Annotated in this window: 17 protein-coding genes and 1 pseudogene; 3 read left to right on the top strand and 15 right to left on the bottom strand. The window is 42.6% G+C overall.

Translation table 11 applies throughout. The annotated features are described in order from the left end of the window. Positions 1–177 precede the first annotated feature (177 nt). From HMPREF9389_RS02230 to HMPREF9389_RS02215, 4 genes are read right to left on the bottom strand one after another with little or no spacing between them, the layout of a single operon-like run. Positions 178–1,461 carry a glycosyltransferase gene (locus HMPREF9389_RS02230; protein ID WP_002930714.1) on the bottom strand — a complete coding sequence of 428 codons (1,284 nt, stop codon included), beginning with the start codon at positions 1,459–1,461 and terminating at the stop codon, positions 178–180. Continuing rightward, positions 1,430–2,077, bottom strand: a complete 648-nt coding sequence (locus HMPREF9389_RS02225; RefSeq protein WP_002930715.1) for a hypothetical protein — start codon at positions 2,075–2,077, stop codon at positions 1,430–1,432. The genes HMPREF9389_RS02230 and HMPREF9389_RS02225 overlap by 32 nt, the downstream gene beginning before the upstream one ends. Beyond that, positions 2,070–3,242: a glycosyltransferase gene (locus HMPREF9389_RS02220; protein WP_002930716.1), complete on the bottom strand. Its 1,173-nt coding sequence runs from the start codon at positions 3,240–3,242 to the stop codon at positions 2,070–2,072. The genes HMPREF9389_RS02225 and HMPREF9389_RS02220 overlap by 8 nt, the downstream gene beginning before the upstream one ends. Then, positions 3,214–3,984: an SDR family NAD(P)-dependent oxidoreductase gene (locus HMPREF9389_RS02215; RefSeq protein ID WP_002930717.1), complete on the bottom strand. Its 771-nt coding sequence runs from the start codon at positions 3,982–3,984 to the stop codon at positions 3,214–3,216. The genes HMPREF9389_RS02220 and HMPREF9389_RS02215 overlap by 29 nt, the downstream gene beginning before the upstream one ends. A 138-nt stretch (positions 3,985–4,122) precedes the next feature. Here HMPREF9389_RS02215 and pepT point away from each other — a divergent pair, with 138 nt between their 5' ends. After that, positions 4,123–5,346, top strand: a complete 1,224-nt coding sequence (gene pepT, locus HMPREF9389_RS02210; RefSeq protein ID WP_002930718.1) for a peptidase T — start codon at positions 4,123–4,125, stop codon at positions 5,344–5,346. A gap of 44 nt (positions 5,347–5,390) precedes the next feature. Here the strand turns inward: pepT and HMPREF9389_RS02205 are convergent, their stop codons facing one another. From HMPREF9389_RS02205 to HMPREF9389_RS02195, 3 genes are read right to left on the bottom strand one after another with little or no spacing between them, the layout of a single operon-like run. Further along, a complete protein-coding gene (locus HMPREF9389_RS02205; protein WP_002930719.1) occupies positions 5,391–6,050 on the bottom strand; it encodes a DUF6572 domain-containing protein in 660 nt (219 codons plus the stop codon). Between the two features lie 31 nt (positions 6,051–6,081). Then, positions 6,082–6,516, bottom strand: a complete 435-nt coding sequence (locus HMPREF9389_RS02200; protein WP_032906735.1) for a hypothetical protein — start codon at positions 6,514–6,516, stop codon at positions 6,082–6,084. Between the two features lie 47 nt (positions 6,517–6,563). Then, entirely contained in the window at positions 6,564–7,235 is a 672-nt protein-coding gene (locus HMPREF9389_RS02195; protein WP_002930721.1) for a PoNe immunity protein domain-containing protein, read from the bottom strand. A gap of 123 nt (positions 7,236–7,358) precedes the next feature. On the opposite strand from HMPREF9389_RS02195, the pseudogene HMPREF9389_RS02190 reads away from it, so the two are divergent. Further along, positions 7,359–7,943 (top strand): annotated as a pseudogene (locus tag HMPREF9389_RS02190) (IS256 family transposase); the annotation flags it as partial. 536 nt (positions 7,944–8,479) lie between these two features. On the opposite strand, the gene HMPREF9389_RS02185 reads toward HMPREF9389_RS02190, so the two are convergent. From HMPREF9389_RS02185 to HMPREF9389_RS02175, 3 genes are all read right to left on the bottom strand, one after another. Then, a complete protein-coding gene (locus tag HMPREF9389_RS02185) occupies positions 8,480–9,373 on the bottom strand; it encodes an alpha/beta hydrolase (RefSeq protein WP_002924421.1) in 894 nt (297 codons plus the stop codon). A gap of 135 nt (positions 9,374–9,508) precedes the next feature. Then, positions 9,509–10,477, bottom strand: coding sequence for an NADPH:quinone reductase (locus tag HMPREF9389_RS02180; protein ID WP_002924420.1), 969 nt, complete (start codon positions 10,475–10,477; stop codon positions 9,509–9,511). Positions 10,478–10,479: 2 nt separating this feature from the next. After that, positions 10,480–11,724 (bottom strand): MATE family efflux transporter, encoded by a 1,245-nt coding sequence (locus HMPREF9389_RS02175; protein WP_268687550.1) that lies wholly within the window; start codon positions 11,722–11,724, stop codon positions 10,480–10,482. 88 nt (positions 11,725–11,812) lie between these two features. Between HMPREF9389_RS02175 and HMPREF9389_RS02170 the strand changes: the two genes are divergently transcribed. Continuing rightward, a complete protein-coding gene (locus HMPREF9389_RS02170; protein WP_002930724.1) occupies positions 11,813–13,192 on the top strand; it encodes a PLP-dependent aminotransferase family protein in 1,380 nt (459 codons plus the stop codon). A 127-nt stretch (positions 13,193–13,319) separates the two neighbouring features. On the opposite strand, the gene HMPREF9389_RS02165 is transcribed toward HMPREF9389_RS02170, so the two are convergent. The 5 genes from HMPREF9389_RS02165 to carB all read right to left on the bottom strand — a co-directional run bounded on the left by HMPREF9389_RS02165 (position 13,320) and on the right by carB (position 22,664). Continuing rightward, the gene (locus HMPREF9389_RS02165) at positions 13,320–13,913 is read right to left on the bottom strand and encodes a hypothetical protein (protein WP_002930725.1); all 594 of its coding nucleotides are present in this window, start codon (positions 13,911–13,913) and stop codon (positions 13,320–13,322) included. A gap of 125 nt (positions 13,914–14,038) precedes the next feature. Then, entirely contained in the window at positions 14,039–14,569 is a 531-nt protein-coding gene (locus HMPREF9389_RS02160) for a hypothetical protein (protein ID WP_002930726.1), read from the bottom strand. 154 nt (positions 14,570–14,723) lie between these two features. Beyond that, positions 14,724–18,254: a pneumococcal-type histidine triad protein gene (locus tag HMPREF9389_RS02155; RefSeq protein ID WP_002930727.1), complete on the bottom strand. Its 3,531-nt coding sequence runs from the start codon at positions 18,252–18,254 to the stop codon at positions 14,724–14,726. A 9-nt stretch (positions 18,255–18,263) separates the two neighbouring features. After that, the gene (locus HMPREF9389_RS02150; RefSeq protein ID WP_002930728.1) at positions 18,264–19,202 is read right to left on the bottom strand and encodes a metal ABC transporter solute-binding protein, Zn/Mn family; all 939 of its coding nucleotides are present in this window, start codon (positions 19,200–19,202) and stop codon (positions 18,264–18,266) included. Between the two features lie 282 nt (positions 19,203–19,484). Beyond that, positions 19,485–22,664: a carbamoyl-phosphate synthase large subunit gene (gene carB / locus HMPREF9389_RS02145; RefSeq protein WP_002930729.1), complete on the bottom strand. Its 3,180-nt coding sequence runs from the start codon at positions 22,662–22,664 to the stop codon at positions 19,485–19,487. Positions 22,665–22,679 lie beyond the last annotated feature (15 nt).

Here is a 22,679-nt window from a genome sequence, read left to right on the forward strand (position 1 = left end):
CACTCCGAGAAAGCCAAGCTGGCTTTCCAACGACTTTCTTGTAATCACTTTCATTTTAACATCTTAAAAAAGACTTGAATAGATCAAAAACCTATTCCTTGAAAAGAATAGGGAAATTTAATAATTCAGATATTTTAATATTGGAGGTATGCTTTAATGGTTTGTTGAGTTTTCCAGTTATAAATCAACCTTAAGCAGCCGCCCTAGCTCTTGATAGAGAATCTCTGTAGGCTGATATTCTTTGCTTTGCTGGGCAAGAGTTTTCAACTGAGACCAGTCCGCGCGATTCGTCAATTCTTTAAAAAGCCGCAGCACTTCTGCATCATTCTTTCTGCGAGAAACCAACCCCACCTGAGCCAGCTCAGCACGAACGGCATTGTCAAACTGGTCATAATCCTGCGGCAAAATGAGACTGGGAATCTCGTACTCAATACAGGCCATCATGATACCCGTCCCTGCGTGGTGAATGGCAAAATCTATCTTGTCCAAAATATCTGTATAGGGCAGATAATCAAAGAGCAGCAGGTTTTCAGCAAGTCTCTTCGGAGCATTTCCCAAGCCACTAGCTTCACCCAAGGTGACATAAAAGAGATAATCTGGGTAGAGTTGGCTTAGCTTTTTCGCCCGCTCCACCATACGCTCCTTCTCCCATTTCAAATGCGTACCGCAAGTCACTAAAACCCGCTTCTTTTCGGTCTCAAAATAAGACTCATGAGCTACAGGCAGGCGATCAAAGGACAGGCATTTGTAACCAACCCAGCGAAGCTGCTTAGGAAAATCATCTCGAAACTCCAGCTCTTTCATGCCCAAAGCCAAGATAGAGTATGGCGAATAAATAGCTTCTGTACCATCTTCCCGATAGAGTTTAAAATCTTGATAGTCTCCCAAACTCTTCCGGACTAAAGCAAAGGCCATTTTCTTTCCACAACGAATAGCTTGCCTGCCTAAGGCATCTCTGAATTTGTACAAGACACCCTGATGAGGTTTCCATCCTCCCAAATAGGTCGGAGTTGTCGTCCGGCACTCAATAGCAACCGGACTCGGAATCGTTGTTATCCAGGGAATGCCAAAGCGATCAGAAATCAGGCTCGCTGGCGAAGCAACAAAGTCCGCTATGACCAAATCCGGTTTGCCGCCCTCTTTCCAAATTCGATTTAATTCGTCTATAACTTCTGGAATTAGTCTAGAATTGGCTCGAAACTGCTGATAGGTAATCAGGGGATTGCTTTGTTGCGGGGTGTTGGCGATGTCCTCCATCACTGTCGGTCTTTCTGGAAAGAGAGCCAGACAGTCAAAACCGATTTCCTCTACTAACTCTTTCTTTTGACAGCCAGTGATAACCCGAATCTGAAAACGCGGATCCGCTAGCAGAGGCTTGACTAAGGTCAAAGTAGGCAGCAAATGCCCACTAAATGGCACACTAATCACATCAATCTTTATCACTTTTTCTAATCCAGTCATAAACTAATCCTTTCACATCTTCCCTGTATTCATAATCAAAATGGTTGCTATCCACCATCACATCAGCTGGATGGCCATCTAAAAATCTGCTGTAAATATCCTTCCTGCCCTTGATGACCAGCAAGTCAATATCCTTGCGATTTAGAATCCTCCGTGAAACAGGCCCCAGCGCAATCACTCTCAGTCTGTACGGCAGATTTTCCTCACCCAAGCCCTCTAGCCACTGGGTCAGCATATTGAGTCCCGAGCTTTTGCAGATAATGACAGCCTCCTCAGCATCCAGTAAAGGAGACAAGTGATGCTGTAAAGCCTCCTGAAAGCGAAGATTGCAGAGAGTATGCCAATAGTAACGGATATTGGAAATGGATGCTGTCAACAAGGAAACTTGGGTTTGTCGCTCATGCTCAAATCTCTGATTAAAGGGAAAATTACTAGCTACCGCTGAGAAATCTGATGGACAAATCTGTTCAAGAAACTCAAGCTGTCCTGCAGTCAGACTAGCGCTCTCCAAATGACTGCTGCCACTGAGAAAAAGCAAGACCTTGCTTGATTTCAACATGGTTTGGTCTGGCGACAGAGTATCCAACTTATCCAAGTACTGCTTCATCTTACTCATAGCGGATTTTCCCATCTGTCACTCTAATCTTCCTTCCCCGCCAGTTAATCAGAGGCGGACTAAGCAAGACATAGAGGAAAAGCCAAGGCAAGACAAGGTCATTCAGTACCTCGTAAAACACCTCATCCAGATGCGGTCGACCGGATAGAATGTGACGACGATAAGCCAGCATCCAAACCGCCTTGACCAAGAGCAAAAGCAAAGCCAGCAGCACAAAAGGCCAGCCAAGAAAGAAACTAATGATCAAGGCAGGAAGGGGCAGGAAACTAGGCAGAGCAATTAAAATAATAACTTTCCAGTCCAAGTGTTCCTTCAGATAGATGGAGCTAAAAAGCAGCCAACGCTTCATCTGCAGCAAATATTGCTTGGCATCCTTGATAGTTGTCCGAACATTACAAGTCACCCGCGTCTGGATAATCTCCACTCCCTTGCTGCGCAGAAAATCCGCTACAGCCAAATCATCACATAGGTAGTCTTTGATAGCACTGAAGAGCTTCTGCTCTCTAGCTAGTTCAAGTGGCAGGATGTAGAACATTCCATTAATCGAGTGATTGGCTTTGACTTCTGCCATGGTAAAATAAGTAATGAAAGAATTCCCATTGACAAAAGCTGCCACCAGCTTAGACCAGAAATTACTTCGCTCTTGATTGTAGGGAATGCCGGTCAAAATAACATTCTCACCTAGATAATCTGTCAACTCCCCCATTTTTGAAAAATCAATGACGCTGTCGTCGTCGAGAACAATCAGATAAGGCCGGGTCAGCTCATCTATAATCTGCTCAATCTTATAACTCTTAGGATTGATCCCCTGAGGTACATCCTCCATGAGAAAAACGCGAATGCGCTGGGCATAAGAAGGATTCTGACAAATCTTATCAGCCACTCGCAGAGCCTCTGGGTCAGACTGATCAATCAGCCAGTAAAACTCAACTGCTTCTGTCTGCTGGAGATTGGCTAGTAAGTCATTTTCCAAACGAGGGTCACCAGATAGGATGGGCTGAACCACCGTATAAAGCTCCTCTTGAAAGTCCGATGAAGAGCTCTGCCCTTTTTTCAAATAAGCCAAAGACAAGAGCCAACGCAAGACAAAGAGAAGCAGGTAGGCAGCAGCCAGCAGGAAAAAATAAGTTTCATGATCAAAGCCCCTTTCGTAGATAAGCGCCAATCAAACGGATAATCCATCTTTGCGGAAGTAGCTGCATGAGCCAAACCAGTAGTCGATATCTCTTGCCCACTATAGCATAAGAACGGCCTTGCTGAAGAAGTCTAATGATGCGCCGTGCCGCTATCTCCGGACTCATTTGCAACTGACTTCCACCTAAAGCATTCTGTAACTCTGGAGGAAAGATGGCAGTCCGAACCGGTCCTAAAACGTAAAGACAAACCGTCATCTCAGAGCCTTTAAGGTGCAGCTCTTCTTGCAAGGCTAGACAGTAAGTCTGCAAAGCGGCCTTGCTGGCGCTGTAAGCTGACAGATAAGGATGGGGACAAAGAGTAGCTAAAGAAGAAAGTTGGACAAATCTTATCTTGCGATTGAGCTCCGCAACCTGCTTCATCAGTCGAATCGGCGCTTGGTAATTGACCCGCCAGAGAGCCTTTTCATCTGCTTCCGAAAGAGATAGCGCTAGACCAAAATTAGCCAGACCGCAGCAATTAATCAGTAGATCTGCCTCTAGCTGCCGAGCAAAATCATCTACTGCAGCCGCATCCAGCAAATCCAAAACTCTGCAGGAAAGCTTAGCTCTAACTCCAGACAAGTCCTCTTGCAACTGAGTGAGCTTAGCTTCATCTCTGCCAACCAAAACAAGCTGGTCTGTCCTTTGAGCCAGTTCTCTAGCCAGCTGACGACCTATACCTCCCGAAGCACCCAAAATCACAGCTTTGCTGATTGTTTTTTCCATTTGCATAAATATAGTTTACCAGATTTTGACAAGATATAAAACTAATTGCTAGATTTTGCTTTTGCCTTCAAGGGACGAAAAACATTTCTCACTCTCTTCTGAATATGCTAAAATAGACTTAAATGAAATGAAAAAGGAGCATTTATGAAATATCCTAATCTTTTAGAGCGTTTCCTGACTTATGTCAAGGTCAACACGCGCTCAGACGAGACATCTACTACTACACCCAGCACCCAGAGTCAGGTAGATTTTGCTAATAATGTCCTCATCCCCGAGATGAAGCGGGTTGGCTTGGAAAATGTCTACTACCTGCCCAACGGCTTTGCGATTGGAACTCTGCCAGCCAATGACCCTAGCTTTACCCGCAAGATTGGCTTTATTTCCCACATGGATACAGCAGACTTCAACGCAGAAAACATCCAGCCACAGGTCATTGAGAATTATGACGGCGGTGTGATTCTGCTGGGGCAATCCGGCTTTAACCTAGATCCTGCAGACTTTGCCAGTCTCTATAAATACAAGGGCCAAACCCTGATTACGACTGACGGAACCACCCTTTTGGGAGCAGATGACAAGTCAGGTATTGCTGAAATCATGACGGCTATCGAATACCTGTCTGTCCATCCAGAAATCAAGCACGGAGAAATCCGAGTTGGCTTCGGTTCAGATGAAGAAATCGGTATCGGGGCTGATAAGTTTGACGCTGAAGACTTCGATGTGGACTTTGCCTACACAGTAGATGGCGGCCCTCTAGGAGAACTCCAGTACGAAACCTTTAGTGCTGCTGGAGCAGAACTAACCTTCCAAGGCCGCAATGTCCATCCGGGAACTGCTAAAGACCAGATGGTCAATGCTCTCCAGCTTGCTATTGACTTCCACAACCAGCTGCCAGAAGCCGACCGACCAGAGAAGACCGAGGGCTACCAAGGCTTCTACCACCTGATGAACCTGACCGGTACTGTCGAAGAAGCACAAGCAAGCTACATTGTCCGCGACTTTGAGACAGAAGCTTTTGAAAATCGCAAAGCTGCTATGCAGGCTATTGCTGAAAAGATGAACCAAGATCTGGGCAGCGAGCGTGTTATCTTGACCCTCAAAGACCAGTATTACAACATGAAACAGGTCATTGAAAAGGATATGACACCTATCCATATCGCCAAAGCAGTCATGGAAAGTCTGGACATCCAGCCTATTATCGAGCCTATCCGCGGCGGAACTGACGGCTCTAAAATTTCCTTTATGGGTATCCCGACACCTAACCTCTTTGCAGGCGGCGAGAACATGCACGGCCGCTTTGAATATGTCAGCCTAGAAACCATGGAACGCGCTGTCGATACCATCATCGGCATTGTTTCCTACCAAGATTAAAAACGAAACCACAGAAATTCACGAAGGATTTCTGTGGTTTTTTCTCACTCTGGTAATTCTATCTTCAAACTCATATCTGTATTCTGCAATGTCTTCTGAACAGCGGCGAGAAAGGCTAGACCGTTGTCAGATGGAGAATACTGGAAGGTGATATGGATGACTTTCTTGTCAAAGCTATCGCCATATCGTTTTACATATTGCTTGCTTTCGAGGAAGTAGATATAATTGTTAATTTTTTCCTGCAGAATTTCCAGATGGACTGCCTCTATTTCTTCCTGCCAGTCAACTGGATCCACTAGAAGAAGCTCCAAATGATTATCAACTGTACCAATGGCGTCAAGTTCAGTTGGTTTTAGTTCTGAAACAATGGCTTTGGTGACGATTTGGGTAAATTCTTCAGGAGAAAATATTTTTTGGTTATAAGATAAATCATTGAAAATTAAGTCAGGATTATTTTGTATAAAAATTTTATTCGACTCTTCTTGTGTATATTGTTTTTTAGATTTCCAAAAACCATAATCTGCATAATTCATCAACTCTTTACCAGTATGTTCTCCCGACATATAGCTGTCGGCCGCTTCTTTGGGGATTTCTTTCACCACTTCTGGCATGGTTATATTAAAAGTTGGATAACGCAAGAAATACTTATCCCCATCTTGACAGATTTCCAACATATCTTTTTTGCTTAAATAAATTGTTTCCATTCCATCACCTTCACTATTTGATACCAATCTACTAATTATTTAAAGACCAGTGCTCTGTTTCGGCATAAATCATCACCTCATATGCTCCCCTAGAAGATTCAAATGCTTTATCCATCAGTTCCTTAGTAATGGGATAGCAAACTTCTGGACCCATGGCTCCTACAATTTCTTTAAAGAAGCTAATTTCGTAATAACCATCTGTCTCATATACAACAAATCCATCGCCTCTATGTACAATCGTATCTGAATAATTATAATCATCTAACTCATCTGCCTTTGGCAAACGATGATGTTCACAATAAAACATGACTTCTAAAGAATCTTTTTCTGATTTTGAAACACGTTCTGCTAATTCTTGGCTAATGGGAAAGTTAAGCACTTGTTTCCCTCTACTCCACAGAATCTGATAATCATTGTTGTTTTTTAATATCGTACAATTTTTGTATTGCTGAATTTCTGTTGTCATACAAACACCCATTTAAATTCGTTTATTTTTAGTTAAAATAAAATACCCTAGACTTCTGCGCCTTCAGCAACCAAATCATACAGGAAATACTGAACACCTTCCAATTCCCTATAATCCAACCCCTTGAGCTTGCAGAGGGCACCTGACTCAAAGGACCAATAACCATAATAATTATCAATATTCCGCTTATGCAAATCATACCAACCTGTATCCCTATGTCCTGGATACCATTTCTTAATTACATATTCTTTGAGCAGTTTGAGAGCCTGTTCAGCATTCTCTTCTTCAATAATTTTTCGAGTAAAGCCATAAGGTCTTGGAAAATTATAGTTTATATGAATCTTCCAATCTGGATGACGTGATTGAATCAAGTAATCAATCAAATAATCCTCTGGATCATCTTTTTTAACCAAGTCTACTAGCTGATTAAAAATCTCTTCATCAATTTCTAACAGAAGACCAATAGAAAGCGCCCAAACCATTTGAAGATAGCCAGAATTGCTATGCCAAACTGGAAGCAGACTGTTGACAAAGTTAATATATTCCTCCTTAAAATCTTCAAGAGGATAACCAGCTGTATATGTAGCTAGCATATTCTTTTCTTGATAAATAGATATATCTTCTTGAGTTAGTTTAATAACTTCGTCAGTTGGACGTTTATAAGGATTAATTCCTAGTTTAAATTGATTTAACTCTTGTAGCCATTCCTTAATCATCATTGGTAGTGTAAAATAAGTTGTGTAAACACAAAAACTAATAAATCCGTTATAGTAGAGTTGCGAAACATTACTAGAAAGAGAATTATTCCTATGACACAGTTTACCACAGAATTGCTTAACTTCCTAGCCCCAAATGAAAACAATGCTTCTTGGTCCACCCTATTAGACAATCTTCAAAACCAAGGGGTTCAACAGGTTTCTCTTGTAGTGACCGATGGCTTCAAGGGGCTTGAGCAGATGATCAGTCAGGCTTACCCATTAGCTAAACAACAACGTTGCTTCATTCATATTAGTCGAAATCTGGCTAGTAAAGTGAAACGAGCAGATAGAGCGGTTATTTTAGAGCAATTTAAAACGATTTATCGCGTTGAAAATTTAGAAATGGTAGTACAAGCTTTGAAGGACTTTATCGCTGAATGGAAGCCAAAGTATAGGAAAATAATGGAAAGTTTGGAGAATACGGGTAATCTTTTAACTTTTTATCAGTTTCCCTACCAGATTTGGCACAGCATTTATTCGACAAACCTCATTGAGTCTCTCAACAAAGAAATCAAACGTCAAACGAAAAAGAAGGTTCTTTTTCCTAACGAGGAGGCTCTAGAACGTTACTTAGTTACTTTGTTTGAAGATTATAATTTCAAGCAAAGTCAACGAATCCATAAAGGGTTTGGCCAATGTTCTGACACACTTGAAAGCTTATTTGATTAACACTCCATAACTCTACTAGAGTGTTTACACATAATTATTGACAGTATCAACAGGAACCTAACCAGCTCTTATAAAATGTCATTGTATTCATACTTAAATATAATAAAAAATCTTTATTAAGAGATTAAAGGGGCTGTCTTAAAACGATAAGAATATAAAAAAAGCAGGGCAAAGCGAATTCCTGAGGAAGCCCGTTTGCGGCTGCTTTTTCTTTTTAACGATTATTCACTTTCATGATGAGGACGAGGTTGGCAGTATCTTCCTTGCCTTCATTTTCATATATGGCACAGTGCGCTGCTGTCTTATCCCAGTCTTGAAAACTGGGCCGGCTTTCTAGCCCAATTTGGCTTTCTGTTGGTCATTCCGCTGTTGGAAGCTTACAATGGCCGGCGCGGCTACTCCCCACTCTGGGTTAAATGGGGCTTCTACGCTTTTCATCCCATACACATCAGCCTGCTCTGGCTTATCCGTTTTATTCTTTTAGGACATTAAAAACGAGACTTTGACAATACATCAAAGTCTCGTTTTTTGATTCTTTAATTTAAAGCTAATACCTGATTGATAAAGTTCATGCATAATTTTTTCCAAATTGCTAACTCTTCATAATCTGAAAATTCTGCCTGTGTATTTCGATTAATGACAGATAAGCCGTGTTCCCCCATCGCAAACATGTGCAATTCGTATAAAACAGCCTTATCTTTTAGTTTTTTAGCATAGTCCAAGAGAGCATTGTTATAGATGCAGTCGTCATTCTGCATGCCCCAAATGAAAGTGGGAACGGTGTCTGCAGAAATATGTTCTATCGGACTGTGTTCTTGTAGATTTTCTCTGGTTAACTCTTTACCCACAACTGTTTTCAAGGCCCCAGTTAGAAAGTCTAGTTTGGGCATGGGAGATAACTTGGTTGGCCGCTGATTATCTGGATCTGCCACAACACTATCATACTGATGGTTAAAGTCTAATAAGGGATAAGATAAAACTACTAAAGTTGGTCTTATTTTTTCCTTTGGATAGTTAAAATAGTCTTGCAAAATAGACTCATTCCAGCGATTAGCTAGGGAGGCACAGTGGGTAGCACCTGCTGAAAAGCCAATAAAAATGATTTTATCTGGATCAATATTCCACTGCTGCGCTTTCTCTCTTGTTATCAGCAACATTTTCGCTAAATCATAGAGGGGAGCTGGGTAGCTACTATCTTTGCCGACTGTATAATCAAGCGTAATAGCTTGAAAGCCTTTATTAAGAAAATAAAGGGCTGCCGGCTCTTTTTCACGATCTGTTACTTTAAAGAAACCGCCCCCACCGCAGATAATAACAGCCGGACGCGGATTATGATTCTTAATATCTGGCGTTTCCTCCACTAGATAGGTTGTATAAGTGACAGAGCTTTTATCAGCTCCTGACCAAAGTTCGTGTGTATTAATTTTCATGAGAATCCTCCTTAATATAAGATACAAAGCCCGTAAAAAGCGACTAGGATTTTAGGCAAGTGACGCCGGCTGCTTGCAGACAAGAAGCTTGGTCTAAATCTCTAAATCCCAATCTTTTAGGGTGTGTTCCGTTATTTACGGTACTAAGACAATTTTTCGCCTTTCTTTTTTATTATCCAGTAATCGGTGAGCCTCTGCTGCTTCATCAAAGGTCTTAATAACAGTATCATCTTCTAAAAGTCGGCCTTCTTTAAAGGCATTATTCACAAGTCTTCCTGCCATTTGCAATTGTTTTAAGTTGGCTTGGCTGATAACAAAGCCTCTGATTTGCTGACAGTTCATATAGAATTGTCGGGCATCAAAGGTACTCTCCCGAGGAGTTGTTATGAGGGTTATGGCACCCTTTAAAGCCAGCAAATCAATATTAGTCTGTAAAGCTATTTCCCCAGAAGTGTCAATAATATGATCAAAGCCAGCTGGAAATTGCTCCGTCAGCTTTTGAAAAAGCTTATCATCACGGTAATCAAAACAAGCAGAACTCCCAATTTGGCCTAATTTTGAAAAATCCTGATAGTTAGAGGTCGTAACAACCTTTGCACCTGCTTCATGGGCAAGGCAAAGCAGTTTGCTGCCTACATGGCCTGCTGCCCCTTCAATTAATAAGGTTTGACCTCTTGCCAGCTGCATAATATCCTGCAAAACGATGGCCGCAGTCGCAGCAGAGTGAACAGCTCCAATTAGTCTTACTGGATCGGCTCCTTCAGGAACTGAGAAAAGCCTTTCTGCCGGGATCAAAGCATATTCGCTAGTGACCCCCTGCCTGCTATCATAACCCATACTATTGGTCCAGACTAAATCACCAGCGGCAAATTGGCTAACGTCATCACCAACGCTGACCACCTCGCCAACAGCATCCCGACCGAGAATATAAGGTTGAGGCAATTGAGTCTGATAAAGTCCCGAGCGAATAAAGGTATCAACATAATTGACCGAGACTGCCAAAACTTTGATGAGAACTGTTTTAGGTATCACCTCTGGGACAGGCAAATCACCAATTTGGATGACTGAAGGGTCTCCCTGCTCATAAATGTAAACTGCTTTCATTTCTACTCCTTTCTCTCAATGTGTTTTGAAATATTAGTAAAATAAATTAGTCTCATTAAAAAGCCTGCAAACCAGCCAAAAGGGGCTGCCAGCCAGATACCGTTAAAACCTAGTTTTGTATGAGATAAGCAGACAGCTAACGGAACCTGCAGCAGACAAAAGGTGGTGACAGAAGCAATCAATGGCAATAAGGATTTTCCATATCCCAATAATAGACCATTTAGCACCTGCATAGCACCAAAAACAAAGTAAAAAATAGATACAATTCGTAGATAGCCTTCTCCAATCTGAACAATTGCCTTCTGACGATTAAAAATAGCAATAAAATGAGGAGCAAAACTGTAAATAAGTCCAGAAATAGCAATCGAAATCCCCAAAGTTATTATTAAGGCGCTCCTGCCTCCTTTTGCTATCCGTTTTTGTTCACCTGCCCCTTTATTTTGAGCGGTAAAATTCATAAGAGCCTGACCTAAATTAATAGCAGGCATTTCTGCAAAAGCATCTACTTTGGAAGCGGCAGTATAAGCAGCAATCGCATTTGCTCCAAAGCCATTGACTAAAAATTGGATAACCAAAAAACCTAAACTGATAAAAATTTGCTGTAACATAGCAGGAAGCCCGATAGCTAAAGAAGTCTTTAAAACGCTGACTTTCCACTTTAAATGAAGAAGATTGGGAGCCAGTTTAGGATAATATCTGTACATGTAGCGCAAACAGACTATAAAGGAAAAGACCTGTGCAAGTACGGTTGCCAGAGCGGCACCAACAACACCATAAGTGAAAAATTTTATGAAAATGACGTCTAACAAAATAGTTTGTAAATACGCATCTGCATCAGATAGCAGGCTGGCTGGAACATTCAAGTGTTCTAAAAGAACAGGAGAGTAAAGTAGACCTAAGACCATTAAAAAGAAAGAAAACAGACTAATAAAAATAATATTTGTGTCAACGACTTCTTTCATATTTTGATTTCTTTTAGCGCCATAAAGTTGGGAAATAATAACACTTGCACCAATAGACATCCCTGTAGATACTGATATTGTCAACGCTAATATTTGAGTACTAGAACCAACAGCAGCAAGGGCTTCAGCTCCCAAAAGATTACCAACGATAACAGTATCTGTAATATTATAAAGCTGCTCAAATAAGTTTCCTAAGAAAATAGGGAGGGCAAAAACAAAAAGCGCTTTTAATTCACCTCCCTTTGTTAGGTCAGTCATTTTAAACTCCTTTAAAAATGATATAATAAAGCATACAATCCATACAATTATTATAAAGGAAAACTCTTTAACGGGGACCGATAAGATTGTATGACAGACAATTTAAGGAGAGCCTATGTCTATTAATTCATTTGAAAATTACCCTATGACTTGGAAACCTGACAGAAATTTACTAAAAACGCCCCTATATTTTCATTTAGCCCAACTCTTAGAGCAAGACATTAGGGCAGGACGCTTGTCTTTTGGAACTCAGCTTCCACCGCAGCGAGAATTGGCAGATTTTTTAGATATTAATTTAAGCACTGTTACAAGAGCATTTAAAATTTGCATGCAAAAAGGGCTCATTCATGCTGTAATCGGCAAGGGGACTTTTGTCTCATCTCAGCCTCCTCTTCCTTTATCATCCTTTAAAAAGGATGAGACTTGTATCCGCCTCAGTGTCTTATGCTCCTATTATCAACTGAATCATATCGTATCTGATGTATCTAGAAAATTGATGCAGAGCCAATCAGTTGATCAATTATTTGAATTTGATGCCAGTCAAACGGAACAGGAGCAAAAGCAAAAATTGACTGCTCAAAACTGGCTACAAAAATTTCAAGTCCAAACTTCTGTCAACAATATCTTGCTGACCGATGGCACCCAGAACGCTTTAGTCATCGCATTTTTGACTCTCTTTAAAGCTGGCGATAAAATTGGAGTAGACACTTTTACCTATACAAATTTTATAGCTCTTGCTAATCAATTTCAGATTGAACTGGTACCTTTAAAAAGCGATAAAGAAGGAATACTCATTCAAGATTTAGTAAAAACACTCAAACAGCAGAAACTCAAGGCCCTTTATTTGGTTCCTACTTCTAATAATCCAACCACTGTTAGCCTGTCTTTGAAGCGCCGAAGACAGTTAGCAGAGCTTATTGTTAAAAATCATCTTTTGCTGATAGAAGATGATACTTATGCTTTTATAAATGCTAAAAACACACCACCTTTTGTTCAGCTCATTCCCCAGCATACAATCTATATCCACGGACTGTCCAAGTCTTTATTTGCTGGTCTGCGTGTGGCGTATATGGTTGTTCCTAGCCATTTGCAGCCTCAATTTACAAAAACTGCTGACACTCTTAATACTCATATCCCCTTGCTTGATGCTAATATCGTCAGCGAGCTAATTGTCAGCGGTAAAGCCGATGAGGTTATTGAAAGAAAAAAAGCCTTAGCTAAAGAACGCAATGCTTTGTACCGTCAGTATTTTCCAAACTCTGCTGCTGCCAATCCTTATGTTTTATTTCAATGGTTGCCTTTGCCTGAACACATAAATGGGTATGACTTTGAAGAATTGGCCAATAAAAACGGTGTGGAAATTTTATGCGCAGAACGCTTTCTGGTAGGAGGAGCAGAACAATCAGCTCTTCGTGTAGCCACCTGTTCACCAGATACGACAGAAGAGTTAGAACAAGGACTTAAGTTACTAAAAAAGCTGCTGCCTCTTGTCTAGTATCAGAACCCAAAAAATGCTTCCTAAGTTTTCTTTGATGATTTTATTCACTAAAATAAAAATGTGGTGTTAAGCGTGCTATCTTCACTTCATATTCCTCCCCCATCTACAATAATTTCTTTTCAATCTACTTGATAATACTCAACAAAATTTTCTTCTTACTTTTAGAGTTTTGAAGATTTTCAAAGATATTCTCATCTTGGGAAATTATTGTAAATAATTTACTTAATTTTTCATAATTTATATTTTCTGCATTGTTCATAATTTCTATTGTAGAATCAAGGAGCTCTCTCAACAAAGTATAGTCAATTTTCGAGATAAAACTAAAAACTTTGTTATTATCAACTTTGGAAAAATCAAATGTCAGATTAATTAATAAAATTAAGTCAGATAGCAATTGATTTTTTAATGATTCTGCCATACTATTTTCAAATTCAACCTTGGCTACCAATCTATAGTTGGTCAATGAGTACTTAATTTCAGAAAAATATGGAAGTTCCAGATACTTAGCTAACAAGGTTAGTAATTCTTCATAAGATCGTTGACTTGCAATTTTTATAACATGAAAATAGTACTCTTTTAACTCTTCTATTAATAGAGGATTTTCTAATAGAAATTGTTGAAATGTATTTATCAACAGTTTTTTTGCTCGAGGAATATTTATTTGTGGTAAATGAGTAGATACATGCTGTAAATTTTTAAATTTTCCAAATTTCATCATTTAATATTTCCTTTCTGGACTCTTCCTTTGGCTTGGAGGAAGAAAAGAATTGTTTTTTTAGATAAACAAAGCTACAAAAGCTACTAGTAAGACAGCTATCACTAAAATAAATAGTTTTCTTTTATTCATTTATTGACCTCTTCCTCTTGTCCGACCGACGAAGCCTCAGATTGAGTATCTCCTTGACTGTCGCTGGTGCTCGCTGAACTATCCGATTTTGGAAAATCCAAACTATACTCAGTTTCTGTACTAATCGCCGGAAGATCAACATCTATTATCTCCTGATTTTGAACAGGATGATAAGAAGCGAAAAAGGCCCAAGCCATATAAACAAAAATGGCTGGATATACAATCAGATGTTTTCCCCAAAAATTCCCAGAAGCTTCAGTACCTCTTGTAGACATTCCTTTCAATTCTGGATACTGATTCTCGTATTGTTTCTTTTTTGTCCAATACGGCCTTGATATAACAACACCTGCAAACACAACTAAGCCAATTGAAACATTTTCAAAGATTAGATTCCTAGATCCTGAATGAATCAAAATAAAGGATAGAATAGCTCCTGTAACGGCCGTTAGCAAGAATATAAGGCGGCTATAAATAGCTTCTTTTTTTACTCTAAGATATTCTTTGATGGGTAGTTCTTTTTCTGTCATGACGACAATCCTTTCATCTATCAGTCTCTGTTTATTTTAACACAATATCAATCAAATAAGTATAGGCTTGTGTAAATCAAAAACGAATGACGGTCTTAGACTTGGCTTGGTCTTCATCATTCGTTTTATTCTTGTTTTGCATCAAAATGTAAGCTTAGTTAATCTGAACAGTTTTCAGCTGTCCGTCAGTTCCTGTAAAGCTGACGCTTCTGGTTGCTGGATTATAGTTGAAAGTCTCTGGGCTGACACCGTAGAGCTGAGAAAGTTCCTGCAATTTCTGGTTGAATGCTTCCTCTGTCATGCCAAAACTCGCTGCTAAGCTTGATTGACCAGTTGGATTTGCAGCTGTCGAAGCTTCTGCTGGTTTGTCAGATTGGTTTTGAGCTGCTTCTCCAGTGGCAGATTCGGAAGGTAGATTGCCATTTTGCGCCGTTTCTGGAACACTGCTGCTGGCTGGCTGACCAGAAACAGCTTGTTCAGCCGGTGCTTTCAGGAACCCTTTTTGTACCGCATAGGCATCTGCTGCTTGGCGCTCAGTTTCTGACAAGTCCTTCTTGTAAATATAGTGCTCATGATCCAGATGAGCTACCCGATAGCCTTGCTCATCCGCTCCGACCATATCCTGCAGATTAAAGTGATAGTCATCATCTTCCTTATGCTGAGAATGAGACTCGTTTGTTTCCTTAGGATGGACGAGTGACTGCTGAAAGGCCAAAATTTCCTTCAGCAGCTCTTTCTTGTCTGTAGCTCTCTGTCCAAGCTTATCAAAAAGCTGGTCCAGCTGCTGGTATTGCTGCTCACTTCCTTGATTCTTTTCCAAATACTGATGGATAGACATGAGCAGATTATAAAGCTGTTGATAAACTTCCTGATTTTCCGTATTAGCTGGCTCTTCCTTTTGCCCAGCAATGGTCCGGCTCATCTGGTCCAAAAGCTTCTGACTTGCTGCCAGCAGAGCTTGCTTATCTGAGCTACTGCTCTTTAATTCCTTGCCTAATTCCAAGATTTTAGCTGTATAGTCTGCCCGACTGTTTTGGTCCCTTATTTCTCCTAGCAATTCCTGCGCTTTTCCAAGGAAGACAAGGGCTTGAGCGCTCTTCTCGCTATCATCCGAGGTGCCAAAATCATCATAAATACCTTTCAAAAAGTCATAAATCATGGCCTTATAGGTTGGCTGATCTGGCTCTCCCTGATCCAGCTCTGTCTTTTCAGAGGATGGAGAAGGCTGACCGCTAGCTAGGGCAGCTGCAATCTCTTTTTTAGTTTGATAGAGAGCAGGGAAAAGCTGCTGGAGATTGGTCGCTTCTATAAAGGCTTGAGACTTATAGAGAGTCAAGGTCAGCCCAGCTGCTTTTCTTCGCAGCTCAGGGCTCAAACGCCCATCCTCCAAAGCTTGGTAGAAATAACGAATATAATCAACCGCTGTGACGCCTGTCCGATCATGATAATCTTCTAAAGCGGATAATACTTGTCCAAGCTCTGCCATTTCAGCTTGATTCTGGCTGGCATATGCCTTTTGCAGACGCTGCAGCAAGTCAGCTTTCTTCAATCCATAGCTATCCGTGTCAAGTCGGTTCATTCTCTCCAAAAGTCCTTGATAGGTCTTGTCCAGCTCGGTCTCTTGGATTGGCTTGACCGTTTGATCCACATGGATAAACTGCTTATCAAAGTTATCCAAACTGTTCAGATAACCAGCTGTTGAGTTGCTAGGAAGCTTCTTCATAGTTTCCACAAACTGTCCCAAAGCTAGCTCAATCCGCCGCTGCATAAGAGGATCATCGGCATAAAGACGCTGACTGTCCGCTTTTAGCCTTTCTACTTTCTGCAAAACAGCAGCCTCATCATAATCGCCCTGCTCATACTTAGATTGAATCTGAGGCAGACGATTTTTCAAGGCTGCTGCTGCGCCCTTGGACTGGATCTTGATATAGTGGTTGTGGTCGCCATGAGGAATGACAAATTGACCATTTTCTACCTGCAGACTGTAAGGCGAAAGACCTGAGCGCAAGGCTGTTGTGTAGAGCTCATTCATGAAGTCCAGCTCTGCATTACCCGTTACCAGAGGAATGCGAACATGCTCCTTGCGAACAGCATAGGGGTGGATATGAGTCGGATCGTAGGCTTGATCAGGGTTATTAAAGACAAAGAAGCCATTTGAGATGCGAACCGCCTCCTTGGGAACGCCATAAGTTTGGGAGATATAAGCAATCTTCTCCTCATCGCTGGCATCGCGTGAATAGCGTTCAGCGTCATTGACTGCTGCAGACGGTTTTACTGGTTGCTGCTTGGCCAAGACTTGCTCCGCTGCTTGAATCTGTTCAGCAGTCAAGTCTTTCTTGTAAAAGTAATGAGCATGATCTCCATGCGATACCATGTAGCCTTGGTCGTCCTTGCCAATGACAGCCTCCGCATGGAAACCATGGTCGTGATCAGGCTGTGACGGTAGCTGAGGCTTCAAAGCTTGCAGTGGATCTCCCAGAGGCTGGTAAGTATAACCAATAGGAATCAAGCGGGCAATCTTAGCTTCCAAGTCTGACAGCTTGTCATAAGGAATGAAATGATGATGGTCTCCGTGGGGAATAACGACTCCATTTTCTGTCCGACGGCTGATTTTCAGCGGATCAAACACCACGCCGTCCCCTTCATGATAGCGCTGAGATTGAGGCAGGGCATAGAGTTGCTGCAGCAAACTTGGCAATGATGGCTGAGATGGTTGAGACGGATTGGACGGACTCGGCTGAGTAACCGCTAAGCTAGGACTTGGCTGCTCAATCTTTGAATGATTTGGCAGCTGTGGAGACGGATTTGAGACGGCTCCACCCTGATTGACAGCACTATTCTGATTCCAAGCATTGGAAGAAGCAATCGTCCTGCCGTAGTTAGGGGGATTCACTCGTCCGCCGGCCTGCCTGCTATTCCAGTAGCTCTGAGCTGCTGCCAATTCCGCCGGCGACAGGTCGCTCTTAGGAATATAGTGAAAATGCCCGCCATGCGGCACGATAAAAGCATCGCCAGTATCCTCGATGACGTCAGAGGGACTGAACGTATAACCATCATCCGTTTTATATCCCCCTTGCCCTTGGTGGGAAATTCCTGCAAGGTCTGCTGTCGTCTTTCCCGCAGCTAAGGACTTGCTAGGTTGACTGAAATCGCGAGTTCTGCTTGATTTTGTAGTGGAAGATTTGCCACTATCGCCTTCTTCCTTGGTCTTATGCAGCTTCTTCTGTCGTGCAATCTCATCTACCGAGCGGACATTACTGGTATGCTTGGCATCCTTGAGGTAGAGATAATACTTCCCATCTAGCTTGATGATATAGCCATCCTTGACCTCATTGACTATATCTGCTTCCTGCAGCGTGTAATTAGGATCTCGGATAATCAACTCTTCGCTGATAATAGCATCAAAAGGCACCTTTCCATCAAAGTAATGATAATGGTCTCCGTGGGAAGTGACATAGCCCTGATCCGTGATTTTCACGACGATTTGCTCTGCTTCAATACCTTCCTCATCATTGATTTGGTCAGATGTCAAATTTTTATTTTTATCAGTCTTGTCATCCGAAATATAGGCTACTTTATTATCTTTGGACTGAGTTCGGGGCTGAGCTTGCCATTGGATAAGCCCGTAAGTTCCGAAACCAAGAGCTAATACAGCAGCTGAAGCAAGGAAATATTTCTTTTTCATGGTTTTCCTTTATCCTTTCAAATCTTTAGCTAAAACGGCTAAATTTTTTTCTAAATTTTCTAAATAAGATAGTTGATTGGCCGGGTCTGCTTCCAGAGGATTCAGCTCCTTGATTTGTACACCGGTCGCCTTGACCAAGGTTTGAGCCACTTTGGAAGAAGCATTGCTTTCCACAAAAATGGTCTTCACCTCGTGCTCCTTGACAAAGTCTTCTATCTCTGTCAGCTGGCGCGGACTAGGCTCCTGCTCTGGTGAAATACCAGCAATGCCCAGCTGGGTCAGCCCGAAGCGCTTGGCCAGATAAGAAAAGGCTGTATGCTGGGTGACAAAGGTCTTGTTGGGCACTTTATCAAAAATCTTCTGATAGCGTTCTGTCAGCTCCTTGGCCTCTTCTTGAAATTTTCGGGCATTGGCCTGATAAGTCTCCCGATGGTCGCTATCCAGCTCTGATAACCTGTCGGCGATAATCTGAGCTTCCTCCGCAGCCTTCTGAGGATCCAACCAGGTATGGGGGTCATAGAACGTCTTCTCATCCACTCCCTCTCCTGCTTGGACATCTTCTAAGCCAGCGACTCGATCCAGCTCCATTCCCTGAGAAGCCTCAAGGACTTGAACCTTGGAATTCTTAAGACTAGGATTCAGCTCTCCAGCCCAGGACTCCAAAGTCCGCGAGTGATAGACAAAGACATCTGCATCATAAATGGCTGCCACGTCATTGGCTGAAGGCTCAAAATCATGAATACCGCTGCTAGACTGAATCATGCGTACGTCATTCAGATCGCCCGATATAGCCTTAACCATGGAGTAAATAGGATAAAAGCTGGTTACAATCCTCAATCCTTGCGACGTACTGGATGGACTGGATTCCTTTTGAGACTGACAAGCCCAGAGACACAAGACCAGGGCCAGCATGCTAAGGCAAGCTGAGAATTTTAAAGCTCGTTTCATAATATCTCCTTAACTAATTATTAACCGGTTTATTAACTGGTTAATATCATACACTTTGTCAACTTCTTTGTCAAGTTTTTTAAGAAAATAAAGAAAAAAGGAAGTAGGATTCTTTCCCACTTCCTCTTTGCTTTTAATTCATTATATTTGAAAGGTTATTTACTATCACTATTCAAGGACAGAATAAGCTTATACAGATTCATTTTTCAAGCTTAACTGTATGAGATTACTTTTCCGACTTTGAGACTGTCAAATGACAATCTGGAACTGAAAACTCCATCTCTAAATCGCTTCTGTAGTGAAACTGCGGCTTTCCAGTACCTTCAGCATGGCATCAGCTGTGTCCAAGGCGGTAAAGAGAGGCACTCCATGCTCAATCGCTGAGCTACGGATAATTTGACCATGCTTATCTGCTGTCCGCTTGGTTCCGACCGTGTTGATAATAGCCTGAACCTTGCCCTTGCGGATATAGGCTGGGATGTCCTTGTTATCATCACTGCCGATTTTTTCCACCAGACGAACATGGAGACCATGATTTTCAAAATAGGAGGCTGTTCCCTTGGTTGCCCAGATACCATAGCCAATATTAGCAAAACGCTGAGCCAGCTGCAGGGCTTCTTCCTTGCTATCATCTGCAATAGTAAAGACGACATTTCCAAAGTTTGGCAGATGGAGATAGGAAGCCTCAAAAGCCTTGTAGAGCGCTTTTTCCAAAGTGCGGTCACTGCCCATGACTTCGCCGGTAGACTTCATCTCAGGTCCCAAAAGACTATCAACCTTCGCTAGCTTGCTAAAGGAGAAGACTGGCGCCTTGATATGAACCATGGAACTTTCTGGATGGAGACCATCTTCATAGCCCAGCTCTGCCAAGCTTTCCCCAAGAATCAAACGAGTTGCTACTTGCGCCATCGGAATATCGGTCACCTTGGACAAGAAAGGAACGGTCCGGCTGGCTCGTGGATTGACCTCAATGACATAGACCTGCTCATCTTTGATGACGAACTGAATATTCATCATGCCGATACAGTTCAGTCCCAGGGCCAAACGTTTGGTGTAGTCTGCAATAGTATCCTTTACTTTCTGAGATAAGGTTTGCGGCGGATAAGCCGCCATGGAATCCCCTGAGTGAACCCCTGCCCGCTCGATATGCTCCATAATCCCTGGAATCAAGACCTGACGGCCATCTGAAATGGCATCCACCTCGCACTCATCCCCAACAATGTAAGAATCCACCAAAACCGGATGGTCTGGACTGGCCTTAACCGCTGTCCGCATATAAGAGCGTAGATCCGCTTCGTTTTCTACGATTTCCATGGCACGGCCACCCAAGACATAGGATGGTCGCACCAGAACGGGGAAGCCAATCTTACGAGCAGCCTCTACTGCTTCCTCTTCATTAGTAGCTGTTTGACCCGGCGGCTGTGGAATATCCAGCTCCTTCAGCGCTTGCTCAAAGAGATCCCGGTCCTCAGCTCGATCCAAGTCCGCTACTTGGGTGCCTAAAATCTTAACACCAGCCTTGGACAGTGGCTCTGCCAGATTAATGGCTGTCTGCCCGCCAAACTGAACGATAACACCTTTAGGCTGTTCCAGCTCAATAACATTCATGACATCTTCAAAGGTCAGCGGCTCAAAATAGAGCTTGTCAGAGACAGAAAAGTCAGTTGATACAGTCTCTGGATTGCTATTCATGATAATCGCTTCATAGCCTGCTGCCTGAATAGCCTTTACAGAATGAACAGTCGCATAATCAAACTCGACTCCCTGCCCGATTCGGATAGGACCTGAGCCCAGCACCAGAACAGATTCCTTGCTGGATTTGACAGATTCATTTTCAAAGCCATAGGTGGAGTAGAAATATGGTGTCGCAGACTCGAACTCAGCAGCACAGGTATCCACCATCTTGTAAACCGGCACAATCTTCTGCTCCTGTCGGATGCGACGTACCTGCTCAGCTGTCATGTACCACAAGGCAGCAATCTTAGTATCCGCAAAGCCATTTTGCTTGGCTTTCTTGAGCACACAACTATCTCCGATATGACTGGCCAGCTCCTGCTCGATTTCGTAAATATGGAGCAGCTTATCCAGGAAAAAGACATCAATCTTGGTCAGCTCAGCAATTTCATCTGGACTGTAACCACGACGAATAGCCTCTGAGATGTAGAAAATCCGGTCGTCTTGCGCCTTGACAATCTTCCTCATCAGCTCATCATCGCTTACTTGGCTGAGATCAGGCAGCTCATTGTGGTCCACACCAACTTCCAGAGAGCGGCAAGCCTTGAGCAGACTCTCCTCAATATTGCGGCCAATAGCCATGACTTCTCCTGTCGCCTTCATCTGGGTTCCCAGACGGCGCTCACCCTGCTCAAATTTATCAAATGGAAAGCGTGGAATCTTAGCGACCACATAGTCCAGAGCCGGCTCAAACATAGCATAGGTAGAGCCTGTTACCGGATTGATGATTTCATCCAATGTAAGCCCGACCGCGATTTTAGCCGCCAGCTTGGCAATCGGATAGCCAGTTGCCTTAGAGGCTAAAGCTGATGAGCGGGAAACCCGTGGATTGACCTCGATGACATAGTACTTAAAGCTATGCGGGTCCAGAGCCAGCTGCACATTACAGCCGCCCTCAATCTTCAGCGCTCGGATAATCTTGAGACTGGCGTCCCGCAGCATCTGGTATTCATAGTCTGAGATAGTCTGACTAGGTGCAAAGACGATAGAATCTCCTGTGTGGATACCGACTGGGTCAAAGTTTTCCATATTACATACGACCAGCGCATTGTCGGCACCATCCCGCATGACTTCATATTCGATTTCCTTAAAGCCTGCTATGGAGCGCTCGATTAGACACTGAGTCACTGGAGAGAGTTTGAGGCCGTTTTCTGCGATTTCCTGCAGCTCTTCTTCATTGCTACAGATACCGCCCCCAGTTCCTCCCAGTGTAAATGCCGGACGGACAATGACTGGATAGCCGATGCCAGCCGCAAATTCCAGTGCTTCATCAACTGTATTGACAATCTCTGACTCAGGGATGGGCTGGCCTAGCTCTTCCATCAGCTGCTTGAAAAGGTCTCGGTCTTCCGCTTGGTCAATGGCCGATAACTTTGTTCCTAAGAGCTCTACTCCTAGCTCTTCTAAAAGCCCTGACTTGGATAATTCCATGGCCATATTGAGTCCGGTCTGGCCGCCCAAAGTAGGCAGAAGAGCATCTGGCCGCTCCTTACGCAATATCCGCGCAACAAACTCCAGCGTGATAGGCTCGATATAAACCCGGTCCGCAATTTCCTTGTCCGTCATGATGGTCGCTGGGTTAGAATTAACCAAGACAACACTGTAGCCCTCTTCTTTCAAGGACAGGCAAGCCTGAGTTCCTGCATAGTCAAACTCTGCAGCCTGGCCTATGACGATAGGACCAGAACCGATGACCATAATTTTCTGAATATCTTTACGTTTTGGCATAGTGTACCTCTCAAT

The sequence above is a fragment of the Streptococcus sanguinis SK355 genome (genome assembly GCF_000212855.1).
GTDB lineage: Bacteria > Bacillota > Bacilli > Lactobacillales > Streptococcaceae > Streptococcus > Streptococcus sanguinis_A.

Coding starts and splice junctions, on each gene's coding strand:
- HMPREF9389_RS02230 (WP_002930714.1), bottom strand. CDS start 1,461: ATGACTGGATTAGAAAAAGTGATAAAGATTGATGTGATTAGTGTGCCA.
- HMPREF9389_RS02225 (WP_002930715.1), bottom strand. CDS start 2,077: ATGAGTAAGATGAAGCAGTACTTGGATAAGTTGGATACTCTGTCGCCA.
- HMPREF9389_RS02215 (WP_002930717.1), bottom strand. CDS start 3,984: ATGCAAATGGAAAAAACAATCAGCAAAGCTGTGATTTTGGGTGCTTCG.
- pepT (WP_002930718.1), top strand. CDS start 4,123: ATGAAATATCCTAATCTTTTAGAGCGTTTCCTGACTTATGTCAAGGTC.
- HMPREF9389_RS02205 (WP_002930719.1), bottom strand. CDS start 6,050: ATGGAAACAATTTATTTAAGCAAAAAAGATATGTTGGAAATCTGTCAA.
- HMPREF9389_RS02200 (WP_032906735.1), bottom strand. CDS start 6,516: ATGACAACAGAAATTCAGCAATACAAAAATTGTACGATATTAAAAAAC.
- HMPREF9389_RS02195 (WP_002930721.1), bottom strand. CDS start 7,235: ATGATGATTAAGGAATGGCTACAAGAGTTAAATCAATTTAAACTAGGA.
- HMPREF9389_RS02185 (WP_002924421.1), bottom strand. CDS start 9,373: ATGAAAATTAATACACACGAACTTTGGTCAGGAGCTGATAAAAGCTCT.
- HMPREF9389_RS02180 (WP_002924420.1), bottom strand. CDS start 10,477: ATGAAAGCAGTTTACATTTATGAGCAGGGAGACCCTTCAGTCATCCAA.
- HMPREF9389_RS02170 (WP_002930724.1), top strand. CDS start 11,813: ATGTCTATTAATTCATTTGAAAATTACCCTATGACTTGGAAACCTGAC.
- HMPREF9389_RS02165 (WP_002930725.1), bottom strand. CDS start 13,913: ATGATGAAATTTGGAAAATTTAAAAATTTACAGCATGTATCTACTCAT.
- HMPREF9389_RS02160 (WP_002930726.1), bottom strand. CDS start 14,569: ATGACAGAAAAAGAACTACCCATCAAAGAATATCTTAGAGTAAAAAAA.
- HMPREF9389_RS02155 (WP_002930727.1), bottom strand. CDS start 18,254: ATGAAAAAGAAATATTTCCTTGCTTCAGCTGCTGTATTAGCTCTTGGT.
- HMPREF9389_RS02150 (WP_002930728.1), bottom strand. CDS start 19,202: ATGAAACGAGCTTTAAAATTCTCAGCTTGCCTTAGCATGCTGGCCCTG.
- carB (WP_002930729.1), bottom strand. CDS start 22,664: ATGCCAAAACGTAAAGATATTCAGAAAATTATGGTCATCGGTTCTGGT.